Origin of the sequence: Facklamia sp. P12932 (assembly GCF_050409545.1) — a bacterium.
Lineage (GTDB): Bacteria > Bacillota > Bacilli > Lactobacillales > Aerococcaceae > Facklamia.
The window spans coordinates 71,269-88,983 of the sequence record NZ_JBNUPG010000001.1 but is presented as its reverse complement, the minus strand read 5'-3'; the positions used below and the strand labels follow the sequence as shown (position 1 = coordinate 88,983).

Below are 17,715 nucleotides of genomic sequence, written 5' to 3'. Positions count from 1 at the left end.
CCCTTCCATTTTATATCCTTCTATTAAATATCTAATTGAATGGGTAAGGGTTCACTTTGAGGGTCTAATAACTTGGATACTGATATTCCTAATAAACGAATCTCTCTATTTGCCTCACCGTGATCTTCCCACAATTCTATAGCTTTATTCATTAATTGATAACGATCATTAGTTGGATAGGCAAAGCTGTCTTGCCTGGTCACTGTTTCAAAATTACTGTAACGTATCTTAAGAGTGAGCGTTTGACAATATAAATCTTTAGCATTTAGATCTTGCGATATTTTCACTACTAGTTGGCGTACTTTTTCCTTAATAACCTCCTCATCTAAAAGGAAAGTTTGAAAGGTTTGTTCAGTTCCCATCGATTTTCTTTGCCGATTTTGACTGACAGGCACATTGTGAATACCTCGAACCTTAAAATAAAGTGAGTGTCCCATTTTTCCAAATTTAGCAATTAATTCTTCGAGTGAAAACTTCGCTAGGTCTGAGCCAGTTTTAATGTTATGGCTTTCAAAAATACTTAAAGACTTAGCGCCTACCCCATAGAAATCTTTAATTGGGAGCGCATGAAGAAAAGGTATGGCTTCATCCGGAGAAACCAAGGTAATACCATTCGGTTTATGAAAATCTGAAGCCAGTTTAGCAATAAATTTATTATAAGAAACTCCTACTGAACAACTTAGATGAATTTCTTCATAAATTTGAGCCTGGATAAGACGAGCGATTTTTAAAGCTGATTCTTCCTTTATATGATTTTTCGATACATCCAAATAGGCTTCATCTAAGGATAGAGGCTCCACTTGGTCAGTGTATTGATAAAAAATTTTGCGAATTTCTTGCGAAACCGAGCGGTAATAAGCCATATTGCCTTTGATAAAAACAGCTTGAGGACAGCGCTTATAAGCTTCCAAAGAAGACATTGCAGAATGAATACCGTATTGACGCGCTATGTAATTACAAGTGGTCACAATCCCCCGTCCATTAGTTAATTTTGGATGTTTAGCAATAACTACAGGTTGATTGCTTAAGGACGGATTATCACGAATTTCAATGGAAGCATAAAAGGCATCCATATCCACATGTAATATTTTGCGACTTGTATCCGGTTTAGGATCATCGAAAGTAAGTAAGCCATATCTCATATTTAGCCTCCTAAAGGCTTCATATCCTAATAATAATACTATAAAGCTAGATAGAATAAGTGAAAAAACATTTATTAATAAGTAATAATTACCTACTAATAAATGTTTCAATTATTCATTTAAGATGCTAAGACTTACACATTAGCATCCGTTTCTAACTTCCCTTCAACAGTGGTTTTATTTTCAGAAGAGTAGACGGTTTCATCATTTGTACCCGCACTCTTAAGAACATTTGCTACCGCACTGATTTCAAAGGTTAAATATATACCTTCACAGTCAATTACAACAAGGCCTTCTTGCTGTTTTACTTCATCTACTATTCCATGCAATCCCCCAATTGTAACTACTCCATCACCTGCTTGCATTGCCTCAATCATTTGGCGCTTTGCATCGGCCGCTTTTTTTTGGGGACGAATCAACATAAAGTAAAATAAAGCGAACATAATAAGCATTGGTAAAAAAGCAAAATAACTATTTCCCATTAAAAATTCCTCCTCTAAATATCTCTTATATTATAACAGTTTTTTAAGACTTTCTCCATTAAAATTCTGGAGCATTTGGTTTGTTATAACCATATTCTTCACGAAAAGCTTGACGAAACTCTAATAAATTATCTTCTCGAATGGCTTGACGAACATCACGCATCAATTGCAATAAGAAATGGGTATTATGTATCGAAGTTAAACGTAACCCAAAGGTTTCTTGACTCTTCATTAAATGGCGAATATAAGCGCGACTATAATTACGACAGGTATAACAGTCACATTTAGGATCAATGGGGCTATAATCACGTGCATATTTAGCGTTTTTCACCACTAATCTTCCTTGCGAAGTCATGCAGCTACCGTTTCGAGCAATGCGAGTAGCTAAGACACAATCAAACATATCCACACCACGAATGGAACCATCAATTAAGGCATCAGGAGAACCAACCCCCATTAAATAGCGTGGTTTGTTTTTAGGAAAAACTGGCATTAAGTAATCTAGGACTTCATTCATTTCCTCTTTAGTCTCGCCCACTGATAAGCCGCCAATGGAATAGCCTGGGAAATCTAAAGCAATCATGTCTTTAGCGTGTTGTAAGCGCAAGTCTTTATAACCTGCCCCTTGGCAAATGCCAAAGAGTGCTTGTTTTTCAGGATTTTGATGTGCTTTTAATCCTCTTTCTGCCCAACGACTAGTTCTAGCAATCGACTTTTTAACGTAATCATAAGGCTGATGATAGTCTGGGCATTCATCAAAGGACATGATAATATCTGATCCCAAAGCATTCTGAATTTGAATGGCTTTCTCAGGAGATAAGAATAATTTTTCTCCTGAAATATGATTACGAAAATGAACGCCTTCTTCTTCTATATCACGAATCTCACTCAGAGAAAAGACTTGAAACCCTCCTGAATCGGTTAGAATCCCTTGATCCCAGTTCATAAACTTGTGAAGCCCGCCTGCTTGCTCAATAATCTCTTCACCAGGCCTTAACCATAAATGATAGGTATTACTTAATATCACACCCGCTCCCATATCTTTTAACTCTTCAGGTGATAATGATTTGACGGTAGCTAATGTTCCTACCGGCATATACATGGGGGTTTCAAATGAGCCATGTGGAGTATGAAGTATCCCTAATCGAGCTCCCGTATGTTTTTCTTCTTTGATTAATTCATAAGTTATAGCAGCCACTATTTACCTTCCTTTCTATTATTTCAATTCCACTTTAAAAATTAATGGATAATTTTTTCCGGTTAAATAAAATTGATCCGCTTCAATATGAGCAATCCCATTTAAGACATCCATTGTTTCTCTTTGTTCTGCTGTAAGATCCAACTGATCGAGCATAGGAGTCAGATCATATGTTTTAAGTATTTGACCACTTTGAGGATCAATTTTAACAATGCGATTATCATACCAAATATTAGCGTAAATTGCATCATTGGCATATTCCAACTCATTTAACTGATCTAATGGCTCTCCTTCTAAATTCACTTCCACTTGATCAACTAATTTAAAGTTGTCAGGATTATAAGTATAGATAGTTGATGACCCATCAGACAAGTAGAACAGATCTTTTTCCTCATTATAAGCTAATCCCCATCCTTCACCTTTTATTTCATAAGTGTTGACTAGTTCTTTGGTCTTTACATCCCATTTGAAAACTTTGCCCTCTTTCCAAGTTAACTGCCAAAGTTCATTGTCACGCAAAGAAATCCCTTCTCCAAAGTATTGGTTATCTAATCCAATGAAGCGGTCTAACAAGCCTTTTTCCCAATTAAAATAACCCCAAGCTGATTCTCCGTATAAACCTGTGCCGATTAAGAGTTGGGCCTCTTGATCAAGCTCAAATCCTTGTATAAATAAATTTTCCTTGATAGGGTATGTCTCAATTAAATAGACCCCTCCTAAGCTACCATTAGCTATAACGTTTCTTGTAAAAGTAAGACTAACTAACAATAAAATAGTAAAATTCAATATTTTAAACATCATTCATTCCTCCTATAAAAAAACTTGATAAATCCTTAAGAATATGCTGACTTGAATCTTGATTGAATCTTGGTAAAATAATAACAAACATTGTAACTGAAAGGAAATTGAATATGACTTTTTATCAGTTTGCCGTAGCCATTTTACGCTTTCTCTTTCGTCTTTTTAATGGGAAATCCTATATAATTGGCAAAGAAAACATTCCCGATCCCAATCAATCAACTTTTATTCTAGCAGCCACTCACCGCTCTTTTTGGGACCCATTATACTTGGCCATTGCACTTTATCCACTTGAAATTTCTTTTATGTCAAAAGAATCAATTTTTCATAATTCTTTGTTAGCTAGCATTTTACGAAAGGCACATGTTTTTCCAGTTAATCGAGAAAAACCTAGTCCTAAAACGATCAAAATAGCCGTCAAACAATTAACTGAAAAAAATTTGAATTTAGGTATCTTTCCTTCTGGTAGTCGGTACACAACTGAAATTAAAGGTGGAACTGCTTTCATTCAACGTCTTTCAAAAAAAGACATCATCCCAATTGCTATTCAACCACCTTTAGACTTTAAATCATTCTTTAAGAGACAAGGAGCTAAAATAGCTTTTGGACCTGCCATTAAATATAATCCTGAATTAGATTATAATAAAGATCAACTAGCTAAAATAGACCAGGAATTGGCCAAGGCTTTTGATAATTTGGATCATCAATTAGACCCAAGCTTTAGCTATGTTCCTGCTAAAAAGAAATAATTATTACGCTTTATAAAAAAACTCCTACCCTTGAAGCTGTCGTTAAGCTGCTCTAGGGAGGAGGTTTTTAATCTTAAAAATAATTTATTGTATACTTGATTAAAGAAAACCTAATTTTCTGCGCCTTTTCTGCTCCTTAAGGACAGAAAACAGTAACAAAAATTGTGAAAGAAAAAACATATTTTCAAACAAAGCTATTTCGATTGCATCTTCATAGACTGCATGATTTGCTGAACTTTTTTCTTGGAAGGCTTTTGCCCCATTTGCGCCATCATAGTCGTAATCATGCGCTCATCAATAGGTGGATTTTCTTTAAAATAATTCATCATATACTTCCGAGCAATAAAGAAACCTAACACTGCTCCTGCTACCAATGCTAAAATAACAATTAAAACCCATGAAAATGTTGACATACCATCTCTCCTTTTAAAAATTTAACCGATTAAATACTCTAACCTATTAATCTTTACGATTATGAATTCCTTTAGCTTTTTGAATTCTTTTAACTTTTTCAGGTGTTAAATCATTTCCATCTGAATCGACAATTTTAACTCCCTCAACCTGTCTTACCATGTGCTGTCTGAAGACTTTTAAGTACTCTTGTCTTAATTGATTCTGTTCTTTTTTTTCTGAATCCGTAAGGCCTTTAGTTTTTTGAAGTTTAGCTAACTCATTAATTCTTGCTAGTTTTGAAGATGAAAGCATAGCGTTCCTCCTTTGCTACGAACATTTGTTTGATTTATAATTCTACTTCTGCTACAATTAAATTATCCTATAGAAAGAGTGAGTGAAATGATTAAGATAACGACCAAGCAATTAAACGTGCTACAATCTATTTATGAATTACTCAATGAAAATGGTTATCCACCCACTGTTCGCGAAATTGGAGCGCGTGTTGGACTTTCTTCTCCATCCACTGTCCACGGTCATCTTGACCGATTAGAAGAAAGTGGACTGATTGAAAGATCTGCCAGTAAAACAAGGACGATTGAAATAACGGCCTTGGGAATTAAAAAATTGGGCATCAAATCCGATAAAGTACCTTTACTCGGCTATGTTGCCGCAGGTGCTCCGATTCTTGCTGAAGAAGAAGCTATGGAATATTATCCTAAGCCTACCGATCTTCAATATGATTCAAGCGAATTATTTATGCTGATCATTAAAGGTGAATCCATGGTTAATATTGGCATTTTGGATGGCGATATCATCACCGTCCGCAGACAAGCAACTGCCAATAATGGTGAAGTCGTTGTTGCTATGACTGAAGATAATGAAGCAACATGTAAAACTTTTTATAAGAAAAAAGATCATATCGTACTTCGCCCTGAAAATGATACCATGGACGATATTATCTTGCCCGACGTTTCAATTTTAGGCAAAGTAGTTAGTCTTAATCGCTATTTCTAATCAACTCAATTAAAGATTAGCCTAACCAGAGATTAAAACTGGTTAGGCTCTTTTTATTTCTAATAGTGCATTAGTGTGAAATACTTGTGATCTCCCAACTTCTCTTTTCCTTTTAAGTCATCTAACTCAATAAGAAAAGCACACCCTGCGACAATTCCTCCAAGATTTTCCACTAATTGGATAGTTGCTTGAATGGTTCCACCTGTTGCTAATAAATCATCGGTTATTAAGACTCTTTGGCCCGGTTGAATAGCATCTTTGTGGATTTGTAAGACATTTGATCCGTATTCTAAACTATAGTCTACTTCAATTGTTTCTCTAGGAAGTTTACCTTTTTTACGGACAGGGGCAAAGCCCACTCCAAGCGCATAAGCAACTGGGCATCCAATAATAAAACCACGCGCTTCAGGCCCTACGACCATGTCCACCTTTAATTCTCTAGCATAGTCTACTATCTCTTGAGTCGCTGCTTCAAAAGCGGGACCATTTCCCATGAGAGGTGTGATATCACGGAAAATAATACCTTCTTCTGGGTAATTATCAACACGAGCGATATAGTTTGTATAATCCATTTTAAGTCTCCTTATTTATCCAGCTTTTCACTTGATCAAGTGTTTGAAAATTCAATAATTTTTCTGCTTCCATGGCTTCTTGATACTTGCTCATGGCAGGCAACTCCATTAAATCAAGTTTGTTGGCTTGCTTAAGCTGGTTCATGATTACAAGTCCATCTTTTATTGTAACAAAACCCGCCTCAAAAAACACCACAATCATTGTTTTTATTTTTATTAATGGAATTGATAAATAGCTAGAAAGAACTTGTAAATCTTTTAGTTGAAGACTACCTTCTTGCTTAAGCAGTTGGAACAATTTTGCAAAGTCTTGACGCTGGGGCAAGCCTGCTAAATATCTGGATTCTACAACAACACTGGCTAAATAAATTTTTTCCCATCCGTGACTCTTTAAAAGTTTTTTTAGTTTATTAAGATTTTGGGGGGGCTCAATCAACACTAGATTTTCATATTTAAAATTAATGGGTAATGCTTCATAATTAATCAATTGATAGTCGTTTTTCAACTGTTCAGAAAAGAGTGCCGCATTTTTTTTATCTTGAAAACAATAAACCACCTCAGACAGCTGTTTTAATTTATCAAAATGTGTTTTCCCTCGGTAATCAATCCACAATTGCCCTTCCAATTTAAAATCTTTGACAATTAATTGACATTCTTTTTGTTGTTTCCATTCGTTAATTGACAGTTCTCCAACCATATCCAACTGAATACCCAATTGACAATCTTCAAAGTCATCCGCCATACTAAACGCTATGGCAGCTAGTGAGTTTGCAGTGCCTGATTGATTAAATTTCATTTTAACATGTTGTTTATTCGCTCCAATTACTCTTTTTTCAATCATCTTTAAGTCCTTAAATAAAACAATAGGCTTAGGATTATGCATACCGAAAGGTCCTAATTTTTGAATCTCTTCGATTAATTTTAAATTAATATCTGTCAAACTTAGTCTAGCATCAACCGACAAGGAAGTTTTGGCTAAAATTTGATCTTTGTGTTTATCAGCTAACTGGCTTAATTCAGTCTGAAATTTTTGCCAATTATCTTCTTCAATTGTCATACCAGCCGCTTGGCTATGACCACCAAAATGCTTTAATAGTCCTTTTAGCTGACTAAGATTTTTGAAAAGATTAAAGTTTTCTTTTGATCTAGCTGAACCTTTATACTGATGATTTTTCTTGTCAAAGTTGAAAAGTAGGCATGGGCGCTGGTATTTATCACAAATGCGACTAGCTACAATTCCTAAAACTCCGGGATGCCAATTTGGAGAAGTCTGGCAAATAATTCGAGGCAACTCCTTTAAAACATCTAATTTTGATGTAACTTCTTGATAAATTTGAGTGACTAATTGCTGTCTTTTATAATTTTCCTGTTCAATAAACTCAAGCCACTGACTAGCCTCTTGCTCGGTAAAAGCTGCCAACCAATCGAATCCCGGTCGAGGATCTCCCAACCGTCCCACAGCATTGAGTCGAGGACCAATAATAAAACCAATCGTTTCGGCAGATATATCATCTTTTGACTGTAATTGTTGGTTTAATAGAAGCTGTAGTCCGGGCCGCTGAGTAACTTCTAACTGATGGATTCCTCCAATAACAATTGTTCGATTTTCATCTAAGAGAGAGACCATATCAGCAACCGTACCAATAGCTGCTAAATCTAACATTTCTATTGGTATTTCACCAAGGATGGCTGTTGCTACTTTAAATGCGACACCTGCTCCAGATAAATCTCCAAAAGGATAACTTCCCTGAGGGTGACGAGGATGTATGATGGCATATGCAGCTGGCAGCGTTTCCTGTAACTCGTGATGGTCAGTTACAATAACGTCGACCTTCTTTTCTTGAGCAAATTCAATTGCTTCATGACCTGCCACTCCATTATCAACCGTGATGATTAATTGAACCCCTTCTTCAATAAACTCTTGATAACGATCGATATTGGGACCGTAGCCATCTTTAAAACGATTGGGTAGATAGACTCGACTGTCAGCTCCTAAAGCATCTAAAGCCTCTTTTAAAATTAAAGAAGAAGTGATTCCATCTGCATCATAATCACCATAAATCAAAATTTTTTCTCCCTTTTCAATGGCTAAATGGATGCGTTTTACTGCTATATCCATTTGATATAAGGCAAAGGGGTCATGATATAAAGTTGGCTCTTGTTCGGTGGCTTTTTTTATTGCCGATAGATCATGAAGACCACGATTAAAACAGATTGCTAAAAAAGCGGGCGAATAGTCTTCTCCCGCTATTAATAATTTTTGATAGTTTTGATTTCCATTTAAATTTTCTGGCAATTGCCATTGGTATTTAGACAACATCGTTATTCTCCTTACACATCATAAACTCATTAATTAAGTGGGATTTCATATTCATCAAAGTCATTAACAAGATGACTGTTAGGAAAAATAGAACAAGCTTCTTTTTCAAGTTGCTTGAGAGCCTTGCCTAAGTAGCGAGCTGAAATATGATTGAGATAAAGAGCCTCTACTTGACTATCTTTAGCCACTTGGGCTGCTTGATGACTGGTCGAATGGTAATAAGCTCTTGCCATTTTTTCTTCCGCTGCTTCATGAGTAGCCTCATGGACTAAAGCATTCGCTTTTCTGGCTAAGACTTTAGAATTCTGACAATAACGGGTATCCCCCAAAATGGTAACGATTCTACCAGGTCGATCCGGAGCAAGAAAATTCTGGCCATCTATCCATCTGCCATCTTCTAATTGAACACGTTCTCCGCGTTTGAGTTGACCATAAATTGGACCATTAGGTATCTCAAATTTTTTCAACTCTTCAACTAAAAGTTGACCAGGTAAATCTGGTTCTTCTACTCGGTAGCCAAAAGAAAGAATCCCATGTTCTAAAGGTAAATAATTAACCTTCCAGCCATTATCAAAGATTAACTCGCCACCTCGGTCTACCAACTCTGTTATTTTTAAACTGTATGCAAGTTTGGATTTTGAATATTTTAAGGAAATCTTAATAAAATCTTTTATCCCCTTAGGTCCATAAACTTCTAAACAGTCTTCTCCACCTTGAAAAGATCTTGAACTTAGAAGTCCTGGCAAGCCAAAAATATGGTCTCCATGAAGATGAGTAATAAAAATTTTAGTTATTTTTCTAGGTCGAATGGTTGTTTCCAAGATTTGATGCTGGGTTGCTTCTCCACAATCAAATAACCAGATTTCATTCAACTCATCTAATAACTTTAAAGCCAGCGAAGAAACATTTCTTTGTCTGGATGGAATCCCAGCACCTGTGCCTAAAAAATGTAATTTCATATTTCCATCAACCTCTTTCTATGACTAGCGCTGACGGTATATCTCCTTAGCGATAAATTTGGATAACTCCAATGATCCCTCATCATTTAGATGAACGCCATCTTCAGCAAACCATTCAGCGTGTCCACGGGCATAATTCGCCCAGTCTATAATTCTAACATTTCCATATTCTTGAGCCGCTCTTACCAATTGACGGTTAGCATCATCTGTCCAAATGCGATCAACCAAAACGTTGACATAATACTGATCACGGTCTAGACCGACTGCTTGAATATAATCATCCATTTGACCAACTGTAAATGTTCCATTAGAGCCTAACATGGTTACCACAGTAGGCTTTAATCCGCCTGTTTGATTGAGACCATATACCGTATCATAAGATTCATAAAGTTGTCGACCGACTTTCGGATCAAAAACAGCCTTAGGAAATACATCATTCAAGCGCTCGGTGGCTGCAGCTAAAGTTGAATCCCCTATGAAAGTTATCTCCAAAGCATTAGCATAGAGTAAGACTTCTTGATCTAAGCCTTCGATATTATTAACAACTACTTGTCTTTCTTCATTTTTTCTTGACTCTTCAGCAATATTCATATTGTTTTCAATAATGGCTTGAATTTCCTTACTTGATTCTACACCCTTAGCTGGTGAAGAAATAGCCAGAGCGATGACCCCCATCACGACATTAAAAATATAACACGCTGTGATAAATTTCACTACTCTTAATGATTGAGGGTGAGAGCTTAAATAATCAAATTGATGCTTCATTTTGCGCCAATTAAAGTCTTGTCCAATTGGAAGACTAATTCTGCGCTTTTCAAATAATTGGTAAGTAATTTCAGCTAAAATAATGATCAAAAGCAACTGAAAACCATAATTTAACCATGGAGACCTATTCATAAAGCTAATGTTTTGAGGCATTAAAAGATAGACAGGATAGTACCATAGATAGTAAGAAAAAGATCGTTGGCCTATCCAGGTAAATAGTTTAAAACGAAAGATTTTGTTCCAAATAGTTGCTGGATGAATACTTGAAACAACAATTACAGCAGAAATCAAAGAAAACAAAGTTAAACCAAAACGATAAGCAAAAGGTTTGGTTGCAAACATGAATTTAATCATGAAGAAAGCAAAAATGACTGCAAGTAAACCCATAAGATTCATGGTCATAATTTTCTTTGATGAAATCTTTTTAGGTGATAAATTAACTGGAAGAGCTAATCCTAAAGAACCCCCAAGAGTAAAAGCAGATAATCTTGTTAAAAGGTCATAGTAAATTCGGGTAGGATCTTGGTTATCTTTATAAAGATAGCCCATTAAAAAAGCGGATAAGGCTGAAATAATCAATAACATACGAATAGTTACTTGAGGTTTTTTATGCCAACTGTAAAGTAAAAATATTAAAATAGGTGTTAAAATAACCAATTGTCCATATAAAGAGACGTACCACAAATGTGTAAAGGGACTTGGATTAGCCGCTTGAACAAAGTAAGACTGTTGATTAAAAATCTGATAATAATTGTTAATAAATGTGAGTGAACTTAATCCCATCCACCGAATATTAGATAAAAAATCACGGTTAAAAAGTAAAATATAGGTAGACGTAGTTAAAACTACGAATAAAGTAGGGAAAAAAAGTCTTTCAAAACGCTTATATATAAATTGCCAAAAGGACTCTTTTCTAGCTTGTATATCTTTTAAATAAAAATGTCTAAAGTTAAAAAAACCAGCTATGAAAAGAAATAGATTAACTGCAAGGAAACCACCTGGAACAATATGTTCAAAGTAGTAATAAGCAATGATTAGCAGTATTGCGATTCCCTTAAGACCGTCAAAAATTGGGATACGCCCTTGTTTAACTTTATTTTGCATATTAAAACCACCTAATCAATAAACTCAAATTGATAATCCTCTAAGTAAACTGTATCGCCATTTTTCGCGCCAGCTTCTCTCAAGGCTTGATCGACACCCATTGATCGCAGTTGACGTGCAAAGCGTTGTAAACTTTCATCATGAGCTGTATTGGTCATTTTATAAAGCTTGATAATCTTTTCACCTTCTAATTCCCAATAACCTTCTTCAAGTTTACGAACAGTAAAATCAGGGCTTTCGTCGATCGTATAATTTTTATGATCACTTTCTTTTTCCTCCAAGGGTATAAAGTCACTGGAGGCAACTAATTGAGCTGTTGCTCGCATCAATGAATCAATTCCCTGGGCTTGCCAAGCTGAAATTTGATAAATTTTTGGAATAGAAAGATTTAAATTCTGATAATAATCAGATATTTTTTCTTCAAATACTTTTAAATTATCTTTAGCTTGATCTAAATCCATTTTATTAGCCACAATCAACATGGGTCTTTCTAAAAGACGAGGATGATAATTAGCTAACTCTTGCATAATAGAAGAAAAATCTTCAAAGGGATCGCGTTCATGTACCGCTGCCATATCCACAATATGTAATAACGTTTTAGTTCTTTCAATGTGGCGTAAGAAATCAATACCTAAACCAACACCATCAGAAGCACCATCAATAAGGCCCGGCATGTCTGCAACGACAAATTCCTGACCATCAGCAATTTTAACCACTCCCAAGTTGGGTACTAAGGTAGTAAATTGATAATCTGCTACTTTGGGTTTAGCATTAGAAATAATGGACAATAGGGTTGATTTGCCCACGCTTGGATAACCAACCAAGCCCACATCTGCTAGAACTTTAAGTTCCAATTGTAACTCCAAGGCTTGACCTGGTTCTCCATTTTCAGCAATTGAAGGAGCAGGGTTTTTATGCGTGGCAAAGCGTATGTTTCCACGCCCCCCTCTCCCTCCTTTAGCAACAATTACTTCTTGTCCATGGTCCACTAAATCGGCAATGAGTCTACCGCTTGCTTCGTCATAAACAGAGGTTCCTGGTGGAACTTTTACATAAAGGTCTTCTGCATTCGCTCCATATTTACTCTTACTCATTCCATTTTCCCCGTTATGCGCTTTGAATTGACGATTGTATCTAAAATCCATCAAAGTATGAAGGCCTTCATCCACTCGAAAAATGACATCGCCACCGCGGCCGCCATCTCCTCCTGCAGGTCCACCATCTGGTCGATATTTTTCTCTTAGGAAAGCGACCATTCCGTCGCCACCTTTACCAGCAATTACCTTCACTTTTGCGCGATCTAAAAAGGTAGACATTATTATCGCTCCTTTACTCTTATTTATGGACCACTTTTCTAGGATCCATGAGACTGAGAATTGTTTGTGTTAATTGGTACATCATTTGATAGCGATTATGGCGAAGAGCTTCTTGGTCAGCGTTAACCATATGTAGTTCTAAATATGAAGCAATCATTGGACTAATGCTTTCAAAATATTCCATTAATCTTGAGGTGTCTTGTAAGTCCTCTATTGCCACTATCTTTTCAATTAAGTCCTTTTCTAGTTGACTTTCAGCTAGATTATCAGTGATTTTAACTTGCTCGCTAACCTTTTCACCTAAATTAACTACTCGTGCCAAGTTTTCAATCATTTTTGAAAACTCAACCGGTTTGGCAGCTTTGAAGTCTTGTAAACTTTTAGCCGTTTCTTTTATTTTTACAGGATTTAGTTGTTTTTGTGCGAGTGCTGCTTGAATAATATCGTAATCCATTCCTAGATTACCTAATCTAACTTGAATCCGAGCTTCTATAAAACTAAGCAAATCATTTAAGTAATCGGCTGCTGAATCAGCATCTTCATGGTTAATCTTCACTAACAAGCTCTTTAAATCGATATTCCAAGATTGGTCTAAAAGAATGTCAATTAATCCCATGGCTTGTCTTCTTAATGCATAAGGATCATTAGACCCTGTTGGTATCATATCCGCTTTGAAGTAAGCAATTAGACTGTCTAATTTATCTGCAATCGATAAGGCGGCAGCCGCAGGTTTATCAGGTAATTTCCCTCCAGCCGAAGTTGGTAGGTATTGCTGAGCAATTGCTTGCGCTACACTATCTTCTTCACCATAATGTTTAGCATAAATCCCACCAATGACACCTTGTAATTCGGCAAACTCATTTACCGCTTGAGTCACAAGATCAAACTTGTAAATCTCACTAGCACGCAAAATGGTCTTTTGATCTTGAGCAGATAAATCGATAAAATCCATCAATTCTTCAAGCAGGTGTTTAACACGTTCTTGTTTTTGACTATAAGTACCTAACTTAAAATGCTCTTTCAAGCTTGATAATTTAGCTAAGTCTTCTTTTAAAGATAATTTTAAATCTTCTTGGTAAAAGAATAAACCATCTGCTAAACGAGCTCTTAATACCTTTTGATTACCTTTAATGACTTGATCAATGTGCTGATCATTACCATTTCGTACTGAAATAAAATAAGGCAACAATTCTTTGCTTTTAGGATCTAAAACATAAAAATAACGTTGATGATCACGCATTGCTGTGATGACCATTTCTTGGGGAATTTCTAAATATTTTTCCTCAAAACTGCCGTAAAAAGCAGTTGGCCACTCGACAATGGCTGTTACCTCTTCTAGTAATTCATCATTTTCCGGTATAACCCAGCCCCTTTCATCTTCAATCGCTTGAATTTGCTGGTAAATCTTCTCTTGTCGTTTTTCAAAACTGGCAATCACATACATCTTTTCTAGTGCGTTTTCATAGTCACGACTATTTTTAATTACAACTTTGTCATTTTTAGTTAGAAAACGATGACCATGTGAAAAATTATTCGCCTGAATACCAGCAAATTCAAAGTTAATCACCTGATCTTCTAGTAATGAAAGTATCCAATGAATCGGACGAATATATTCTAAATTTAAATCTGACCACCGCATGGTAACTGGGAAATGCATACTGGCAAGAACAGTTGGGATAGCTTTTAACACTTCTTCTACTTTCTTCTGCTCTGCCACCTTATTCACAAAGAGGTAGTCAGTTCCTTTAACTTCTTTAACAAATAAGTCTTCCTCTTGACAGGCTTGACCTTTTAAGAAGCCCAATGCAGCTTTCGTCAGATTCCCTTCGTTATCTTGTCCAACTTTTACGGACGGTCCTCTTACTTCTTCTTCTAAAGCTGATTGCTGATCAGATAAACCTTCTACTCTTAGAGCTAATCTTCTAGGAGTTGCGTAAGTTTCAATGGATTGAAAGCTGATTCTTTCTTCTGCAAGAAATGCTGCAAGTTTTTCGGCTAATTGATCACGCAATTTCAATAAAAATCTAGCTGGAATTTCTTCCATTCCTACTTCTAATAAATAATCTCTCATAGCAATCCTCCTAGTTCTTATTTTCTTTTAATAATGGAAATCCAAGTTTTTCTCTTTCTTGTACGAAGGTCTTAGCAATACCGCGAGCTAATTTACGAACACGTCCTAAATAAGCAGGGCGATCTGATGCCGAAATCATCCCTCTAGCATCCATTAAGTTGAAGGTATGACTGGTCTTTAAAATATAATCATAGGCTGGATGAACTAAGTTTTCCTCAAGTAAACGGTTGGCTTCTTTTTCATAAGCTTCATACTGCTTCATTAATAAGTCAGTATCAGCTAATTCAAAAGAATATTTAGACTGCTCATATTCTTGTTGGAAAAAGATTTCGCCATACTTCACGCCTTTGGCCCACTCTAAATCATAAACATTTTCCACATCAAAAATATACATAGCAAGACGCTCCAAGCCATAAGTAATCTCTGACATTACCGGATCACACTTTAATCCCCCCACTTGTTGGAAGTAGGTAAATTGAGTCACTTCCATACCATCAATCCAAACTTCCCATCCCAGTCCCGCACAACCCAAGGAAGGGTTTTCCCAATTATCTTCTACAAACCGTATATCATGCTCTAGGGGATCAATGCCTAATTCAATCAATGAATCCAGGTAATATTCTTGTATAGCAAGAGGAGAAGGCTTCATAACCACTTGAAACTGATGGTGTTGGTATAAGCGGTTAGGATTTTCACCGTATCTTCCATCAGCAGGTCGTCTTGACGGTTCAACATAAGCGGCATTCCAAGGTTCTGGTCCATTAGCCCTTAAAAAGGTATAGGGGCTCATGGTTCCGGCTCCTTTTTCAGTATCATAGGATTGAAGGATCAAACATCCTTTCTTTGACCAAAAATTTTGCAAGGTTAAAATCATATCTTGTAACGATTCAACTGCCATTTTAACACCTCTTTCTTAAAATAAAAGTCCCTATGACCCCCTTTGGAGGTCATAGGGACGAAATAAATTCGCGGTTCCACCCTAATTCTAGTTAGACTAGCACTCTTAAAATTCATTTGTTAACCCAAAGGACCATTCGATTTGCTCTAGCTTTCACCTGCCTAGAGTCGCTTTACTATCTTCTTTTAATTGCTTTGGCTTGTTAAGATTCTACTAATTATAAAGCTTTTTGTCAATTATCTTCCTTGATTTTTACTGATTTTCAATTGGTCGGCTACTTTATATAATTGATTGAGATAAGATTCTCCTTTTAATTTAATCCCTACTTGTTCATGGTAGATGGTGAAGATCAATTCATCAATTTTTTTGTAAGAAAGGTCTGAAATTGAGACTTGTCCTAATTGATTCAGTTTAATTTCATTAAAGAGTTGTAAAATTTTGACTTGCTTAGAACTAAGATGCATTCGGTTGGGATCTTTATCTAAATGGTTATGACACAAAACACCCAAATGGACCATCGAAAAGTCCTCAATCCTCTGGCTCGATCCGCAGACTACACAATTTTTCATATTTAATTGAAGCCCGAAGCGTTGCAAAAGTTTAAGTTGCAAAAGTAATTGAATAGGCCGGGCATCTTCACGTTCATTGAGACTGTTTAGAGTAGCTTGGAAAAAATCAAATAGCTGTTGATCTTTGCTATTATCATCCACACTGGCATCCACTAGTTGACTTATATAAGCAGCATGCGCTTGCTTAAAGGGATCAGATTGAATGGATCGAAAGAGGTTAAGGGTTTGACCTTCTTTCAAAAAGGACAAACCCTGTTGGTTAATAGTTCCCCAATATTGATGTTCTGTCAATGGGATTAAATGCTTTTTAAGGGGATGATTGAGTGACTGTAAACCTCTTACAAAAAACATTTTAGTACCAAATTCACGTGTAAAAATTTTAACTAGACTATCTTTTTCGCGGTACGGCCGAATAAACAAAACAATTCCGGTAAATTTTTCGTTCATTGGCACTCTCCTTATTAATAATTCTCACTCTGATAGCCCAATTCATTTAAATTACTTTGACGATCCCGCCAATCTTTTTGCACCTTGACCCATAAGTCTAAATAGACTTTGGTTGCTAAAAGCTTTTCAATATCACGTCGTGCCAGATGACCTATCTTTTTAATCATTGATCCTTGAGCACCAATAATTATTCCCTTTTGGCTTTTACGTTCCACGATTATTGTAGCTAGTACTTCTACCTTGTCATCAGCATTTTTTTGCATGGATTGGACTTGGACGGCTACTGAATGAGGAATTTCTTCGCGTGTTAACATTAAAATCTTTTCACGAATTAACTCCGCAACGAGGAAATACTCAGGATGATCCATTACCTGGTCAGCCGGGTAATATTGGGGGCCATCTGGCAAGCTGAGTGTCAGTTGGTCTAATAAAGCTTCGACATTTTCACCTGTAAGTGCAGATAAAGGGATAATCTGATCAAAATCATAAGCATCTTGATATTTAGTGATAATATCAAAGAGCAAATTTTTTTCAATCAGATCTACTTTATTAATAACTAAAAAGACTGGTTGCTGGACATCTTTTAAACGATTGATAATAAATTGATCGCCAGGTCCTATTTTTTCTGTCGCATTGACTACCATAATCACTGCATCCACCCCACTCAAAGAGGAATAGGCTGTTTTTATCATGAAGTCTCCTAAAGCATGCTTGGGTTTATGGATTCCGGGGGTATCAATAAAAATGATTTGTGAGTCTTCACGGGTATAGACACCCTGAATTTTATTGCGGGTTGTTTGGGCTTTATCAGACATAATCGCTATTTTTTGGCCAATAATTTGATTTAATAAAGTTGATTTCCCAACATTGGGACGGCCAAGAATAGCTACAAAACCCGATTTAAAATCTTTTTTCATT

Annotated in this window: 17 protein-coding genes; 2 read left to right on the top strand and 15 right to left on the bottom strand. The window is 36.1% G+C overall.

Annotation, left to right across the window (positions count from 1 at the left end; genetic code table 11):
* Window positions 1–23: 23 nt before the first annotated feature.
* From dinB to ACQV2P_RS00420, 4 genes are all read right to left on the bottom strand, one after another.
* Entirely contained in the window at window positions 24–1,142 is a 1,119-nt protein-coding gene (gene dinB, locus ACQV2P_RS00435; protein ID WP_428873798.1) for a DNA polymerase IV, read from the bottom strand.
* 134 nt (window positions 1,143–1,276) lie between these two features.
* Window positions 1,277–1,624, bottom strand: coding sequence for a preprotein translocase subunit YajC (yajC, locus tag ACQV2P_RS00430; RefSeq protein WP_428873799.1), 348 nt, complete (start codon window positions 1,622–1,624; stop codon window positions 1,277–1,279).
* 58 nt (window positions 1,625–1,682) lie between these two features.
* Complete coding sequence (gene tgt, locus ACQV2P_RS00425; RefSeq protein WP_428873800.1) at window positions 1,683–2,822, bottom strand: tRNA guanosine(34) transglycosylase Tgt; 1,140 nt, start codon at window positions 2,820–2,822, stop codon at window positions 1,683–1,685.
* An 18-nt stretch (window positions 2,823–2,840) separates the two neighbouring features.
* Window positions 2,841–3,623: a glutaminyl-peptide cyclotransferase gene (locus ACQV2P_RS00420; RefSeq protein WP_428893256.1), complete on the bottom strand. Its 783-nt coding sequence runs from the start codon at window positions 3,621–3,623 to the stop codon at window positions 2,841–2,843.
* A 110-nt stretch (window positions 3,624–3,733) separates the two neighbouring features.
* Here ACQV2P_RS00420 and ACQV2P_RS00415 point away from each other — a divergent pair, with 110 nt between their 5' ends.
* A complete protein-coding gene (locus ACQV2P_RS00415; protein WP_428873802.1) occupies window positions 3,734–4,369 on the top strand; it encodes a lysophospholipid acyltransferase family protein in 636 nt (211 codons plus the stop codon).
* 194 nt (window positions 4,370–4,563) lie between these two features.
* Here the strand turns inward: ACQV2P_RS00415 and ACQV2P_RS00410 are convergent, their stop codons facing one another.
* The gene (locus ACQV2P_RS00410; RefSeq protein ID WP_428873803.1) at window positions 4,564–4,782 is read right to left on the bottom strand and encodes a YneF family protein; all 219 of its coding nucleotides are present in this window, start codon (window positions 4,780–4,782) and stop codon (window positions 4,564–4,566) included.
* A 46-nt stretch (window positions 4,783–4,828) separates the two neighbouring features.
* The gene (locus ACQV2P_RS00405) at window positions 4,829–5,074 is read right to left on the bottom strand and encodes a DUF896 domain-containing protein (protein WP_428893255.1); all 246 of its coding nucleotides are present in this window, start codon (window positions 5,072–5,074) and stop codon (window positions 4,829–4,831) included.
* A gap of 87 nt (window positions 5,075–5,161) precedes the next feature.
* On the opposite strand from ACQV2P_RS00405, the gene lexA reads away from it, so the two are divergent.
* Complete coding sequence (lexA, locus tag ACQV2P_RS00400; protein WP_428873805.1) at window positions 5,162–5,776, top strand: transcriptional repressor LexA; 615 nt, start codon at window positions 5,162–5,164, stop codon at window positions 5,774–5,776.
* Between the two features lie 59 nt (window positions 5,777–5,835).
* On the opposite strand, the gene ACQV2P_RS00395 is transcribed toward lexA, so the two are convergent.
* From ACQV2P_RS00395 to era, 9 genes are all read right to left on the bottom strand, one after another.
* Window positions 5,836–6,348, bottom strand: coding sequence for an adenine phosphoribosyltransferase (locus ACQV2P_RS00395; RefSeq protein WP_428873806.1), 513 nt, complete (start codon window positions 6,346–6,348; stop codon window positions 5,836–5,838).
* 1 nt (window position 6,349) lies between these two features.
* The gene (gene recJ / locus ACQV2P_RS00390; protein WP_428892475.1) at window positions 6,350–8,668 is read right to left on the bottom strand and encodes a single-stranded-DNA-specific exonuclease RecJ; all 2,319 of its coding nucleotides are present in this window, start codon (window positions 8,666–8,668) and stop codon (window positions 6,350–6,352) included.
* Between the two features lie 29 nt (window positions 8,669–8,697).
* Window positions 8,698–9,627 (bottom strand): ribonuclease Z, encoded by a 930-nt coding sequence (rnz, locus tag ACQV2P_RS00385; RefSeq protein WP_428873808.1) that lies wholly within the window; start codon window positions 9,625–9,627, stop codon window positions 8,698–8,700.
* A gap of 24 nt (window positions 9,628–9,651) precedes the next feature.
* Complete coding sequence (locus ACQV2P_RS00380; RefSeq protein WP_428894453.1) at window positions 9,652–11,496, bottom strand: acyltransferase family protein; 1,845 nt, start codon at window positions 11,494–11,496, stop codon at window positions 9,652–9,654.
* An 11-nt stretch (window positions 11,497–11,507) separates the two neighbouring features.
* A complete protein-coding gene (gene obgE, locus ACQV2P_RS00375) occupies window positions 11,508–12,812 on the bottom strand; it encodes a GTPase ObgE (RefSeq protein WP_428873810.1) in 1,305 nt (434 codons plus the stop codon).
* A 19-nt stretch (window positions 12,813–12,831) separates the two neighbouring features.
* Complete coding sequence (gene glyS / locus ACQV2P_RS00370; RefSeq protein WP_428874680.1) at window positions 12,832–14,883, bottom strand: glycine--tRNA ligase subunit beta; 2,052 nt, start codon at window positions 14,881–14,883, stop codon at window positions 12,832–12,834.
* Between the two features lie 10 nt (window positions 14,884–14,893).
* A complete protein-coding gene (gene glyQ / locus ACQV2P_RS00365) occupies window positions 14,894–15,781 on the bottom strand; it encodes a glycine--tRNA ligase subunit alpha (RefSeq protein ID WP_428874679.1) in 888 nt (295 codons plus the stop codon).
* Between the two features lie 236 nt (window positions 15,782–16,017).
* Window positions 16,018–16,797: a DNA repair protein RecO gene (gene recO / locus ACQV2P_RS00360; protein ID WP_428893252.1), complete on the bottom strand. Its 780-nt coding sequence runs from the start codon at window positions 16,795–16,797 to the stop codon at window positions 16,018–16,020.
* Between the two features lie 14 nt (window positions 16,798–16,811).
* Window positions 16,812–17,714 (bottom strand): GTPase Era, encoded by a 903-nt coding sequence (gene era, locus ACQV2P_RS00355; RefSeq protein WP_428873814.1) that lies wholly within the window; start codon window positions 17,712–17,714, stop codon window positions 16,812–16,814.
* Between the last annotated feature and the right edge of the window lies 1 nt (window position 17,715).